Origin of the sequence: Klebsiella sp. BIGb0399, from assembly GCF_003752615.1 — a bacterium.
In the GTDB taxonomy this organism is placed as follows: domain Bacteria; phylum Pseudomonadota; class Gammaproteobacteria; order Enterobacterales; family Enterobacteriaceae; genus Klebsiella; species Klebsiella lignicola.
Genome location: NZ_RKHT01000006.1, coordinates 148,860 through 161,796 on the forward strand (window position 1 = coordinate 148,860; position 12,937 = coordinate 161,796).

The 12,937-nt window shown below is 58.0% G+C and carries 15 protein-coding genes; 9 read left to right on the forward strand and 6 right to left on the reverse strand.

The window, feature by feature from the left end; translation table 11 throughout:
- Positions 1-88: 88 nt before the first annotated feature.
- The 3 genes from EDF82_RS11360 (at position 89) to EDF82_RS11370 (ending at position 2,656) form a co-directional block, all read left to right on the forward strand.
- Positions 89-1,486, forward strand: a complete 1,398-nt coding sequence (locus tag EDF82_RS11360) for a Xaa-Pro peptidase family protein (protein WP_123755665.1) — start codon at positions 89-91, stop codon at positions 1,484-1,486.
- 100 nt (positions 1,487-1,586) lie between these two features.
- Positions 1,587-1,952 carry a VOC family protein gene (locus EDF82_RS11365; RefSeq protein ID WP_123755666.1) on the forward strand — a complete coding sequence of 122 codons (366 nt, stop codon included), beginning with the start codon at positions 1,587-1,589 and terminating at the stop codon, positions 1,950-1,952.
- 14 nt (positions 1,953-1,966) lie between these two features.
- Positions 1,967-2,656, forward strand: a complete 690-nt coding sequence (locus EDF82_RS11370) for a YafY family protein (RefSeq protein WP_123755667.1) — start codon at positions 1,967-1,969, stop codon at positions 2,654-2,656.
- Between the two features lie 45 nt (positions 2,657-2,701).
- Here EDF82_RS11370 and EDF82_RS11375 read toward each other — a convergent pair whose 3' ends face one another.
- Together EDF82_RS11375 and EDF82_RS11380 are read right to left on the reverse strand one after the other, a co-directional pair.
- Positions 2,702-3,586 carry a nucleoside-specific channel-forming protein Tsx gene (locus EDF82_RS11375; protein ID WP_123755668.1) on the reverse strand — a complete coding sequence of 295 codons (885 nt, stop codon included), beginning with the start codon at positions 3,584-3,586 and terminating at the stop codon, positions 2,702-2,704.
- A gap of 291 nt (positions 3,587-3,877) precedes the next feature.
- Entirely contained in the window at positions 3,878-4,420 is a 543-nt protein-coding gene (locus EDF82_RS11380) for a DUF3251 domain-containing protein (protein ID WP_123755669.1), read from the reverse strand.
- 148 nt (positions 4,421-4,568) lie between these two features.
- Between EDF82_RS11380 and nrdR the strand changes: the two genes are divergently transcribed.
- From nrdR to pgpA, 6 genes are all read left to right on the forward strand, one after another.
- Complete coding sequence (gene nrdR, locus EDF82_RS11385; RefSeq protein WP_123755670.1) at positions 4,569-5,018, forward strand: transcriptional regulator NrdR; 450 nt, start codon at positions 4,569-4,571, stop codon at positions 5,016-5,018.
- 3 nt (positions 5,019-5,021) lie between these two features.
- Positions 5,022-6,125 carry a bifunctional diaminohydroxyphosphoribosylaminopyrimidine deaminase/5-amino-6-(5-phosphoribosylamino)uracil reductase RibD gene (gene ribD / locus EDF82_RS11390; RefSeq protein ID WP_123755671.1) on the forward strand — a complete coding sequence of 368 codons (1,104 nt, stop codon included), beginning with the start codon at positions 5,022-5,024 and terminating at the stop codon, positions 6,123-6,125.
- A gap of 134 nt (positions 6,126-6,259) precedes the next feature.
- Complete coding sequence (gene ribE, locus EDF82_RS11395; protein ID WP_046476205.1) at positions 6,260-6,730, forward strand: 6,7-dimethyl-8-ribityllumazine synthase; 471 nt, start codon at positions 6,260-6,262, stop codon at positions 6,728-6,730.
- Positions 6,731-6,752: 22 nt separating this feature from the next.
- On the forward strand, positions 6,753-7,172 hold the full coding sequence (gene nusB / locus EDF82_RS11400) for a transcription antitermination factor NusB (RefSeq protein ID WP_004858621.1): 420 nt from the start codon (positions 6,753-6,755) through the stop codon (positions 7,170-7,172).
- A 123-nt stretch (positions 7,173-7,295) separates the two neighbouring features.
- Complete coding sequence (gene thiL, locus EDF82_RS11405) at positions 7,296-8,270, forward strand: thiamine-phosphate kinase (RefSeq protein ID WP_123755672.1); 975 nt, start codon at positions 7,296-7,298, stop codon at positions 8,268-8,270.
- On the forward strand, positions 8,260-8,766 hold the full coding sequence (gene pgpA, locus EDF82_RS11410; protein WP_123755673.1) for a phosphatidylglycerophosphatase A: 507 nt from the start codon (positions 8,260-8,262) through the stop codon (positions 8,764-8,766). The genes thiL and pgpA overlap by 11 nt, the downstream gene beginning before the upstream one ends.
- A 41-nt stretch (positions 8,767-8,807) precedes the next feature.
- Here the strand turns inward: pgpA and EDF82_RS11415 are convergent, their stop codons facing one another.
- From EDF82_RS11415 to xseB, 4 genes are all read right to left on the reverse strand, one after another.
- Positions 8,808-9,782 (reverse strand): aldo/keto reductase, encoded by a 975-nt coding sequence (locus EDF82_RS11415; RefSeq protein ID WP_123755674.1) that lies wholly within the window; start codon positions 9,780-9,782, stop codon positions 8,808-8,810.
- A gap of 67 nt (positions 9,783-9,849) precedes the next feature.
- Positions 9,850-11,712: a 1-deoxy-D-xylulose-5-phosphate synthase gene (dxs, locus tag EDF82_RS11420; RefSeq protein WP_123755675.1), complete on the reverse strand. Its 1,863-nt coding sequence runs from the start codon at positions 11,710-11,712 to the stop codon at positions 9,850-9,852.
- Between the two features lie 16 nt (positions 11,713-11,728).
- A complete protein-coding gene (gene ispA / locus EDF82_RS11425; protein ID WP_123755676.1) occupies positions 11,729-12,628 on the reverse strand; it encodes a (2E,6E)-farnesyl diphosphate synthase in 900 nt (299 codons plus the stop codon).
- Entirely contained in the window at positions 12,629-12,871 is a 243-nt protein-coding gene (xseB, locus tag EDF82_RS11430) for an exodeoxyribonuclease VII small subunit (RefSeq protein ID WP_123755677.1), read from the reverse strand.
- Positions 12,872-12,937 lie beyond the last annotated feature (66 nt).

Consider the following 12,937-nt stretch of genomic DNA (forward strand, 5'->3'; position numbering starts at 1 on the left):
CGGTCGCAAGGCCGGGATTTTTTTATTACAGGGCCTTTGAATTTCGCTACTCTCCTTGCATTGTGTTTAATGAGATGGAGATACGCCCATGGCCACGATAGCCCTTTCCACCGTCGCCCCGCCAACCCTCTGGCACGACCTGCCTTCCGTCACGCTCAGCGATGAGACCTTGCGTCAGCGCAAAGCCAACGTGCTTGCGCAGATGGCCCGCGAGGGGTATGACACCCTGATCATCTATGCCGATAAAGAGCACGGCGGCAACTTTGAGTATCTCACCGGGTTTATTCCGCGGTTTGAAGAGGCGCTGCTGGTGCTGCATCGCGAGGGGGAGGCGGTGCTGGTGTTGGGCAACGAAAACCTCAAGCTGGCGGCCTTTGCCCGGCTGGAGAACCGGGTGATCCACGCCCCATGGTTCTCATTGCCGAACCAGCCGATGACCACGGACAAAAGTCTGCCGCAGCTGCTGCAGGATGCGGGGATCGTGGCGGGGAAAACGCTGGGGCTGGCGGGCTGGAAGCTGTTTACCGGCGACGCCGACGACCGGGCGCAGATGTTCGACCTGCCTGCGTTTATCGTCGACGCCATTCGCCAGGCCGGGGGGCCGCAGGCGCACCTGCGCAATGCCACGGGGATTTTTATCGCCCCGGACTGCGGGGTAAGAACGGTCAATAACGCCAATGAACTGGCCCATTATGAATATGGCGCGAACCTCGCATCGACGGCGGTTCTGACCGCGCTTGACGCCATTGCCCCCGGCAAAACCGAAAAGCAGATCGGCGCGCTGCTGGCGGCGCAAGGGCAGCCTAACACCGTGGTGATGATTGCCGCCACCGGCGATCGCTTTGCCCATGCCAACCTCTATCCTGGCGATAAGACTATCCAGCGTGGCGATAAATTCTCGCTGACCACCAGTTACAAAGGCGGGTTAAGCAGCCGCGCCGCCTACGTGGTGAGCGATGCCGCCGAGCTGGCGCCGGAGGTGGCGGACTATCTTGAAGTGGTGGCGAAGCCCTATTTCAAGGCGGTGGTCAGCTGGCTGGAGAATTTACGCATCGGTATGCGCGGCGGCGAGATGTACGCACTGATCGAGAGTGTACTGCCGAAGGCGGACTATCACTGGCATCTGAACCCCGGGCATCTGGTGGCGGACGAAGAGTGGCTGTGCTCACCTGTCGGGCCTGATTCCAACGCCTGCATCCGTAGCGGTATGCTGCTGCAAATCGATATTATTCCCTCACGGGCGGGGTATGCCGGTGCCAGCATCGAAGACACCGTGGCGGTGGCCGATAAGGCGCTGCGCGATGCACTGGCGCAGGATTGGCCGCAGCTGTGGCAGCGAATTGTCACCCGGCGCGCCTGGATCCGCCAGCAGTTAGGGATAGACCTGCCGGAAGAAGTACTGCCATTTTCCAATACCGTCGGCTATCTGCGCCCGTGGCTGCTGGATCACTCCCGCGCGCTGGTGTGTACCGCCTCACAGGTGTAGAACGTTGGTGGTGTGAAAGTAGTTAAACACTCCTGACAGTATGCTGTCAGGAGGCCTGGCATACACTCCTCCTGAACCCACACAATGGACAGGAGGATGTATGAACAACGTAATTAACTGGTTTGAAATTCCGGTCGCCGACATGGATCGTGCCGTGGCGTTTTACGAGCCGGTGATGCAGGTCACGCTGAAGCGGGAAAATATGGACTGCGCTCAACTGGCCGTATTCCCTTATCAGGATCCGGCCCCCGGCGGCGCGCTGGCAAAGTTTGACGGTGTTAAACCCGCCGATCAGGGCTGCATTATCTATCTGCATACTGACAATCTGACGGCGACGCTTGACCGGGTGAGCTCTGCGGGAGGGCGCTGCGTTTTTGGTCCGCTGCAGCTGGCGGACGACATCGGGACGATTGCCCTGTTTATCGACAGTGAAGGCAACCGGATTGGCCTGCATCAACCAGCATAAATGAGATAACGCTTATGAGCCGACGCGCCGACCGCCTTTTTCAAATCGTCCAGATCCTGCGGGGGAGAAGATTAACCACCGCCGGGCTGCTGGCCGAGCGGCTCGGCGTATCGGAACGCACGATTTACCGCGATATTCGCGACCTGTCGCTCTCCGGCGTCCCGGTTGAGGGAGAGGCCGGCAGCGGCTATCGACTGCTGGCAGGCTACGATCTGCCGCCGCTGATGCTAACGACCCAGGAGTCGGAGGCGCTGGTCGCGGCGATTCGGCTGCTGCAAACCTGGGGCGGCGTTTCGATGTCCCAGGCGCTGGAATCGGCGCAGGAAAAAGTGCTGGCCATACTGCCGGCGGAGAGCCGACGCCAGGCAGAGCAATCGCGTCTGTTCGCCCCGGACTTTGGTTCGCAGGGCTACACCAAAGAGCAGTTTGATCTGGTGCATCGGGCGGTCTCGGGCCAGCAGGTTCTTGATCTGCACTATCGGGATGAAGCCGGAAAAGTATCGCAGCGTGAAGTGCTGCCGCTGGGGCTGTTTTTCTGGGGGGAACGCTGGCTGCTGGTGAGCTGGTGCGAATTGCGCGCCGATTATCGCTGCTTTCGCCTCGACCGATGCCTGAATATTGTGGCGACCGGGCGCCATTTTAGCGAACGGGCTGACCGCTCATTGAGTGATTTCTTGCGTAAGGTGAAGTGCGAGGAGCGCTAAGACAATATCATCCCCGGCGTTGCCGCCGGGGAAAATCAGCAGCGATTAGAAGTTGTAACCGACAACGAAGTAACCACCCCAGCCGGTAGAGCGAACATTGAAGTCGCCGTCGCCGAAGTTCAGCTTAGCGTCATCCGCCCACTGACCACCGTTGTGCCAGTAACGAGCAACCACCGAGTAGTGCCAGTGCGCATAGTTCAGCGCCAGGATGTGGCTGGACGCGATGGAGTTGCTGGTGCGCGCGTGCTTGCCGTTCATGTCGTAGAAGTTGTCATCGCCCAGATCGGAACCCCAGTCAAAGTTGGTGAAGCCGATGTAGCTCAGGGAACCGCCCCACAGGTCGGTCAGCGGAACAAAGTATTTCACTTTGAAACGGTAGCCATCCCACTCGTTTTCGTTGGAAGCACCGTAGTTCTGCCACTGATATTTCGCATAAACGTTCAGGGACAGGCTCATCGGCAGGCCGGTATCGATATCGGTACCCAGACCCATATACCAGGTGCTCTGCTCCTGGGAATCGTTACGACCCATATCGTAGATGTAGTTGTTGGCGAAATACCACTCTTTGAACGGGCCGAAGCTGAGGTCGGTGTTGGTCAGCTTGTCGATAGAGAAACGCGGTTCGATTTCCATAAACAGCGGGGAACCGTTGTTCCAGATACCTTTTGCGGTGCTGTTACCGCCAAAGAATACCGGTGCATCGATATAACCGTAGAAATCAAACCAGTCTTTTTTGGCGAACGCTTCGTATTCCAGGTAGGTATCGTTACGGATCTGCGGTCCAAAACGGGTGTGGTAGCTGCCCACCACGTTCACACTCTGGTGCCACCAATCAGACAGGTACTGAGGTTTGTCGTTTTCTGCCGCGCCAGCAGTGAAAGATGCGGAGAGCGCCAGGACCGCGCTTGCTGCCAGTAATGTTTTTTTCATAATGATGCCACTGTTTAAATTAAGCCAAAAGGCGTTAAGAACGTTGCCGAAGCGTTTCTAAATATTTCGTATTTCTGTGGCGTCTATTATAGAAATCATTGCTCACAAAAATATGTGTTGTTTCACATAAAGTAAACACACGTAATCGATTGCGTTCACGATTCTATGCATTTCCTGACAAAATGCCACTGAAATTCATCAATGGCGTCAATTTTCACTGAACTGTTCGCAAAATTTGTAAATGGATTTATGGCGGGGAAATCGGGTGTCGAAGACACCCGTTGGCAGAGGTTATTGCGGAGTGGCGGGCTGGATGTCGTGAATACGCAGGAAACCGAGCTGTTCCGGGGGGATGCCGTTCAGGCGCAGCGGAATATCCACATCGCTGGGGGCCAGAATACTGGCAGGGGCGCTGATCAGCTGCTCCTGGACGTTCACTTCCTGATAGCTCTGGGTGGTGCCGGTGATCTGCCCGGAAGCGACGGTGGCGCTAAATGCCGGAAGTGGATCGTTGGATTCACCCTGAATGCGCAAGGTCAGACGGGTGCCGTCACCATCGGCAGCAATATCCCGCAGCGACATGCGTAACGTGCCGATCTGGCTCTCCAGGCGCGCCGGGGTTTTGGCGCCAGGCAGAAGATAGACGCCGCTGCTGGATTTCGCATTCAGGGAATTTTGCTGGGTAATTTTCACCGTTTGCTGATTCAACTGAGTCATCTCTTTGCTCAGCGTGCTCACGCTTTGATGCATCTGCCGGACTTCACTTTGCTGCGCGCAGGCGCTGAGCGTGAACAACGTCGTCAGTATCGCCAGCTTTAAATAACGTCTTGTCATCGTAGGGGATTCCGTCAAAAGGGGATAACTCATGGTAGATCGTCTCTGATAACCAACCATAGATCCTTTGTCTCAAAAGCTCTTTCTTTGTAGTCGGGTCACTTCGCGGTAAACTATCCATCAGTTTAACTTCATATCAGGACGCGCCATGCATTGCCCATTCTGTTTCGCCGTAGATACCAAAGTGATCGACTCCCGCCTGGTGGGAGAGGGCTCCTCTGTGCGTCGTCGTCGGCAGTGCCTGGTTTGTAACGAACGTTTTACGACGTTTGAGGTGGCAGAGCTGGTGATGCCTCGGGTGGTCAAGAGCGACGAGGTGCGGGAACCGTTCAATGAGGATAAGCTGCGCAGCGGAATGCTGAAAGCGTTGGAAAAACGCCCGGTCAGCGCCGACGACGTAGAAATGGCGCTTAACCACATCAAAACGCACCTGCGCGGCACCGGTGAACGCGAAGTGCCCAGCAAGATGATCGGCAACCTGGTGATGGAACAGCTGAAAAAGCTCGATAAAGTCGCCTACATCCGCTTTGCTTCGGTCTATCGTAGCTTTGAAGACATCAAAGAATTTGGCGAAGAGATCGCCCGCTTACAGGATTAAGTCATGCATGACGAAATGTACATGGCGCGCGCACTGAAGCTGGCGCAGCGCGGGCGTTTTACCACCCATCCCAATCCTAACGTCGGCTGTGTGATCGTTAAAAACGGCGAAATCGTCGGCGAAGGTTTTCACTACCGGGCCGGTGAGCCGCATGCAGAAGTGCATGCGCTGCGGATGGCCGGTGAACAAGCCCGAGGCGCGACCGCCTACGTGACGCTGGAACCGTGCAGCCATCATGGCCGCACGCCGCCGTGCTGTGAGGCGCTGATCGCCGCCGGCGTGACCCGCGTCGTGGCCGCCATGCAGGATCCAAACCCGCAGGTAGCGGGGCGCGGCCTGTACCGTTTGCAGCAGGAAGGTATCGACGTCAGCCATGGCCTGATGATGAACGAGGCCGAAGCGCTGAATAAAGGCTTCCTGAAGCGCATGCGCACCGGTTTCCCGTATGTGCAGCTCAAACTGGGCGCTTCGCTGGATGGCCGTACCGCCATGGCCAGCGGCGAAAGCCAGTGGATCACTTCGCCGCAGGCGCGCCGCGACGTACAGCGTCTGCGCGCGCAGAGCCACGCCATTCTGACCAGCAGCGCCACCGTGCTGGCAGACGACCCGGCAATGACCGTGCGTTGGGAATCGCTGGACTCCGACACTCAGGCGCTGTACCCGCAGGACAATCTGCGTCAGCCGCTGCGTATCGTTATCGACAGCCATAACCGCGTGACCCCGCAGCACCGCATCGTGCAGCAGCCGGGCGAAACGCTGTTTGCCCGCACCCAGGCCGACGATCGCGCGTGGCCGGAAAACGTGCGCACGCTGCAGGTGCCGGAGCACAACGGCCATCTCGATCTGGTGCTGTTGATGATGCAACTGGGCAAGCAGCAGGTGAACAGTATCTGGGTGGAAGCCGGCCCGACCCTCGCCGGGGCGCTATTACAGGCAGGTGTGGTGGACGAGCTTATCGTTTATATTGCGCCTAAACTGTTAGGCAATGCGGCGCGTGGATTATGTGCGCTGCCGGGGCTTGAGAAACTACAGGATGCCCCCCATTTCAAATTCAATGAGATACGTCATGTCGGCCCGGATGTGTGCCTGCATTTAGTGAATGCCTGATTCAGGGCAGGCGTGTTGCGACGCAACGTCATTCCTCTGCCAGCGACCGCGAGGCAGTTTGAAGGATGAAGTGTATAAATTATTATGATAGAATCCGCCCCCCTTGCGGGGCCATATGAACCCGAAGGAAGAGTATGAACATTATTGAAGCTAACGTTGCTACCCCGGACGCTCGCGTCGCCATCACCATTGCGCGTTTCAACAACTTTATCAATGACAGCCTGCTGGAAGGTGCAATTGACGCCCTGAAGCGCATCGGTCAGGTAAAAGATGAAAACATTACCGTTGTTTGGGTTCCAGGCGCGTATGAGCTGCCACTGGCGGCTGGCGCACTGGCAAAAACCGGTAAATATGACGCAGTGATTGCTCTGGGTACGGTGATTCGTGGTGGTACCGCGCACTTTGAATATGTGGCTGGCGGAGCAAGCAACGGCCTCGCGCATGTCGCGCAGGAGAGCGAAATCCCGGTAGCCTTTGGTGTTCTGACCACTGAAAGTATTGAACAAGCCATCGAACGCGCTGGTACCAAAGCCGGTAACAAAGGCGCAGAAGCTGCGCTGACCGCGCTGGAAATGATTAACGTATTGAAAGCCATCAAGGCCTGATTTTTTTTGTAAGGGGAATTCCGTGAAACCTGCTGCTCGTCGCCGCGCCCGTGAGTGTGCTGTCCAGGCGCTTTACTCCTGGCAGTTGTCCCAGAACGACATCGCTGATGTCGAATACCAGTTCCTGGCGGAACAGGATGTCAAAGATGTCGACGTTCTGTATTTCCGTGAACTGCTGTCCGGAGTGGCGACTAACAGCGCATACCTCGACGGCCTGATGAAGCCGTACCTGTCCCGTCTGCTCGAAGAGCTGGGCCAGGTGGAAAAAGCGGTACTGCGTATCGCCCTGTTCGAGCTGTCAAAACGTGACGATGTCCCGTACAAAGTGGCGATTAACGAAGCTATCGAACTGGCGAAAACTTTTGGCGCTGAAGACAGCCATAAGTTTGTTAACGGCGTGCTGGACAAAGCAGCCCCGGCAATTCGTCCCAACAAAAAGTAAACCCCAGGCCGGTGTGACCGGGGATTCTCCCCGAGAAACCGTCCACAGAACCTGCTTCAGCCGGCAACTAAACTCGTCGGCTGGAACAGGTTCTTATTCTTTTCTTTTGCTGAGGCATAACGTATGGCATGCGGCGAATTTTCCCTGATTGCCCGTTATTTTGATCGCGTAAAAAGCAGGCGTCTCGATGTGGAGACCGGCATCGGCGATGACTGCGCTCTCCTGAATATCCCCGAGAAAAAAACGCTGGCAATCAGCACCGACACGCTGGTGGCGGGAAACCATTTCTTACCTGATATCGACCCTGCCGACCTTGCCTACAAGGCGCTGGCGGTCAATCTGAGCGACCTCGCGGCCATGGGTGCTGAACCCGCGTGGCTGACGCTGGCGCTGACCTTACCCGACGTGGATGAGGCGTGGCTGGAATCGTTCAGCGACAGCCTGTTCATGCAGCTCAACTATTACGATATGCAGCTGATTGGCGGGGACACCACCCGTGGTCCGCTGTCGATGACCCTGGGTATTCACGGCTTTGTCCCGCCGGGACGCGCCCTGAAACGCGCCGGGGCAAAACCCGGAGACTGGATTTACGTCACCGGTACTCCCGGGGACAGCGCAGCCGGGCTGGCGATATTGCAGGAGCGACTGAACGTCGAGTCTGCGGCCGATGCCGACTACCTGCTGGCGCGCCATTTGCGTCCGATGCCGCGGATATTGCAGGGGCAGGCGCTACGCGATCTCGCCAGTTCGGCGATCGATCTTTCCGACGGGCTGATCTCCGATCTTGGCCATATCCTGAAAGCCAGCGGCTGCGGGGCGCGGATCGATCTCGATGCGATGCCGCTCTCCGATGCGATGCTGCGTCAGGTGGCACCGGAGCAGGCCTTGCGCTGGGCGCTGGCTGGCGGGGAAGATTATGAGCTGTGCTTTACCGTACCAGAACTGAACCGCGGCGCGCTGGACGTCGCTATCGGCCAGCTGGGGGCGCGTTTTACCTGCATTGGGCAGATTTGCGCGGAAGCGGATGGCCTGCAGCTGCTGCAAGCCGGCAAACCGGTGGAGCTGGATTTAAAGGGGTACGATCACTTTGGCGCGTAGCAAAGATTTCGCAAAAAGCCGCCTCAATATGGGCAATCCCTGGCATTTGCTGGCCACCGGCTTCGGCAGTGGGTTAAGCCCCATCGTGCCGGGCACCATGGGCTCGCTGGCGGCGATCCCGTTCTGGTATCTGATGACATTCCTCCCCTGGCAGCTCTATTCGCTGGTGGTGATGATGAGCATCTGTATCGGGGTCTATATCTGCCATCGCACGGCGAAAGACATGGGGACTCACGACCACGGCAGCATCGTCTGGGACGAGTTTGTCGGGATGTGGATCACCCTGATGGCGCTGCCGACCCTCGACTGGCAATGGGTGGCCGCCGGGTTCGTGATCTTCCGTATCTTCGATATGTGGAAACCGTGGCCGATCCGCTGGTTCGATCGCAATATCCACGGCGGAATGGGGATCATGGTCGATGATATCGTCGCCGGCGTGATCTCCGCCGGGGTGCTGTACCTGGTGGGACACCACTGGCCAATCGGTATCCTGTAAGGCTATCTCCCCGGCGGCGTGTTGCGCGCCGGGGCACTGACTTATTTAAAGCCGACAATCGGGTGTGGTTGATAGGGTTCTTCCAGCTTGTCGACCTGCTCGGGCGTGAGTGTGATATCCACTGCGCTAAGCAGTTCATCGAGCTGCTCTTGCCGCGATGCCCCAATGATCGGGGCGGCAACGCCGGGCTTGCTCAATAGCCACGCCAGCGCGGCCTGTGCGCGATTCACACCAAGATCCTCCGCCACCTCAGCAAGATTCTGCGCAATTAGCGCATCGTTGTCATCCGCGGCGCTGTAGAGCGATTTGCCCACCTCATCAGAAACCAGACGCGCGGTAGTCTCTCCCCACGGACGCGTCAGGCGACCGCGCGCCAGCGGGCTCCAGGGAATCACCGACACGCCAGCGCGCTGACACAGCGGCAGCATTTCGTTTTCTTCTTCGCGATAGATCAGGTTGTAGTGGTCTTGCATGGTGACGAAGCGCGCCCAGCCGTGTTGTTCCTGTAACTGCAGCGCCTGGGCAAACTGGCGGGCGTGCATCGACGAGGCGCCGATGTAACGGGCTTTCCCCGCTTTGACCACGTCATTCAGCGCCTCCAGCGTCTCTTCAATCGGCGTGGTGTAGTCCCAGCGATGGATTTGCAGCAGGTCGACATACTCCATCCCCAGACGTTTCAGGCTGTCGTCAATGGAGCGCAAGATCTGTCCGCGGGAGAGGCCTTCCGGCAGATCGCCCACCGGGTAATAGACTTTAGTGGCGACCACGACCTCATCGCGGCGGGCAAAATCACGCAGCGCGCGGCCGACGATCTCTTCGCTGCTGCCGTCAGAGTAGCTGTTGGCGGTATCGAAAAAGTTAATGCCGTTCTCCAGCGCATGCTGAATCAGCGGGCGGCTGCTCTCTTCGGGTAAGGTCCAGGCGTGATTGCCGCGATCCGGTTCACCAAAGGTCATACAGCCGAGGCACAGTCGGGATACCTTGAGTTGGGTTGCTACTGGCGTGATGTATTGCATGAACGGCTCCTGCTATCAGCAAAAAGATACCCTTTAAGCATAGCAGGCGCCGTTAGTGGGGGCGGGATCAGGCCAGCCAGGCCGTGATTTTCGCGGTGATACCGGCAGCATCAAGACCGAGGTCGGCACGCACTTCTTCCTGTGTCCCCTGCGGGATGAAGAAGTCCGGCAGACCGATATTCAACACCGGAACCGCGCGACGATGCGCCATCAGCAGCTCATTCACACCGCTGCCTGCGCCGCCCATAATGGCGTTCTCTTCGAGGGTCACCAGCACGTCGTGCTCCGTGGCCAGCTGCAAAATCAGCGCATCATCAAGGGGCTTCACAAAGCGCATATCGACCAGCGTCGCGTTGAGCGTCTCCGCCGCCTGAGCGGCTTCCGGCAGCAGGGTGCCGAAGTTGAGGATCGCGATTTTTTCACCGCGGCGTTTCTCCACGCCTTTGCCGATTGGCAGCGAGGCCAGCGGTTCCAGCGTCGCACCGGTGCCGGTACCGCGCGGATAGCGGACTGCGCTCGGGCCAGCGTTGTAGTGATAGCCGGTGTAGAGCATCTGGCGGCACTCGTTCTCGTCGCTTGGCGTCATGATCACCATCTCCGGGATACAGCGCAGGAAGGAGAGATCGAAGGCGCCCTGGTGGGTTTGCCCATCGGCACCGACGATACCCGCACGGTCGATGGCAAACAGTACCGGCAGCTTCTGGATAGCGACGTCGTGAATCAGCTGATCGTAAGCCCGCTGCAGGAAGGTGGAGTAGATGGCCACTACCGGCTTATAGTCGCCGATCGCCAGACCCGCGGCGAAAGTGACCGCGTGCTGTTCGGCAATCGCCACATCGAAATACTGGTCAGGGAATTTTTTGGAAAACTCGACCATCCCCGAGCCTTCGCGCATCGCCGGGGTGACGGCCATCAGCCTGGCGTCTTTCGCCGCGGTTTCGCACAGCCAGTCGCCGAAAATTTTCGAATAAGAGGGCAGGCCGCCGCTGCTTTTCGGCAGGACGCCGCTGGTGTGGTCGAATTTAGGCACCGCGTGGAAGGTAATCGGGTCTTTTTCCGCCGGCTCATAGCCGCGACCTTTTTTGGTCATAATATGCAGGAACTGCGGCCCTTTCAGGTCACGCATATTTTTCAGCGTGGTGACCAGCCCCAGCACATCGTGACCATCCACCGGGCCGATGTAGTTAAAGCCCAGCTCTTCAAACAGCGTACCGGGCACCACCATCCCTTTGAGATGTTCTTCGGTGCGCTTGAGCAGCTCTTTAATCGGCGGCACGCCGGAGAAGACTTTCTTCCCGCCTTCGCGCAGCGATGAGTACAGTTTCCCCGACAGCAGCTGCGCCAGGTGATTATTCAGCGCGCCGACATTCTCGGAGATCGACATTTCGTTATCGTTGAGTACGACCAGCAGATCGGGTTTGATATCGCCTGCGTGGTTCATGGCCTCAAACGCCATGCCCGCGGTAATGGCGCCGTCGCCGATGACGCAGACCGCGCGTCGCTGTTTGTCTTCTTTCGCGGCGGCAATCGCCACCCCGATGCCGGCAGAAATAGAGGTTGATGAGTGACCGACGCTCAGTACGTCATATTCGCTTTCGCCACGCCACGGGAACGGATGCAGACCCCCTTTCTGACGAATGGTGCCGATTTTATCGCGGCGACCGGTCAGGATTTTATGCGGGTAAGCCTGGTGACCAACGTCCCAGATCAGGCGGTCAAACGGCGTGTTATAGACGTAGTGAAGCGCCACGGTCAGTTCGACCGTGCCGAGGCCGGAGGCAAAATGCCCGCTGGAACGGCTGACGCTGTCCAGGAGGTAACGCCGCAGTTCGTCGCACAGTTTCGGCAGGCTATCTTTCGGCAACAAACGCAACTCCTGGGTGGAATCTACCAGCGCCAGGGTCGGGTATTTGGCAATATCAAAACTCATCAGAGACTCTTATTGTTTATTTATCACGCTGAATTATGTAATTCGCGAGCGCTTCCAGTGCCGTCGTATCCAGAGATTGTGCGGCCAGTTCATTGAGCGACTGACGGGCATCTTCAATCAGATCATGCGCTTTGGTGCGAGCTTGCTCGAGCCCCAGAAGCGCGGGATAAGTGCTTTTACCTAACTGCTGGTCGGCACCCTGGCGTTTGCCAAGCGTCGCAGTATCCCCTACCACGTCAAGAATGTCATCCTGGACCTGGAAGGCGAGACCGATATTTTGCGCAAAGCGTTCAAGGGCCGGCAGGGCCGCACGACCACGTTCGCCTGCGCTCAGCGCGCCCATCCGCACCGCGGCGCAAATAAGGGCTCCGGTTTTGTGGCGATGAATACGCTCCAGCGCCTGCAGATCAACCTGATGGCCTTCCGCTTCGAGATCCAGCGCCTGTCCGCCGCACATGCCCGCAACACCGCTGGCGTGGGCCAGCGCTGACACCATTGCCAGGCGATCGCGGTCCGGCACTTCAGGCATCGGCGCATCACTCAGTATAGAAAATGCCAGCGTTTGTAGCGCATCACCGGCAAGAATTGCGTTCGCTTCGCCAAATTTAACGTGACAGGTCGGCAAACCGCGGCGCAGATCGTCATCGTCCATCGCCGGGAGATCGTCATGCATCAGAGAATAAGCGTGGATGCATTCAACGGCGGCGGCCGGGGCATCCAGCGTTGTACGGCTGACGCCGAACATATCACCGGTGGCATAGACGAGGAACGGGCGCAGGCGTTTACCGCCTAATAATGCGCCATACTGCATGGCTTCAACCAGTGGAGTGTTCTGAAAAGGCAGTGGCGCAAGGAAACGACGCAGCGCGTCGTTAGCCTGCTCAACGCAGGCCTGGAGCTGTTGCGAGAAGTCCATTTATTCGGCGTCCGGCGTAAAAGGCGTGAGTGGGCTCTCTTCGCTGTCGGCCAGCAGAATCTGTACACGCTGCTCGGCCTGCTGCAGCCGGGCCTGGCCCTGGCGCGCCAGCTGTACGCCACGCTCAAACTCGCTGAGCGCTTCTTCTAACGGGAGCGCGCCGCTTTCCAGACGATTAACAATCTGTTCCAGCTCGCCCAGGGCGGTTTCAAAGCTGGCCGGGGCCTCATTTTTCTTTGGCATAGTGAATGTAGACTCTTGTTATGTCGCGACACCAATATGGTAACGAAGTCACGTGGTTAAGCAAAT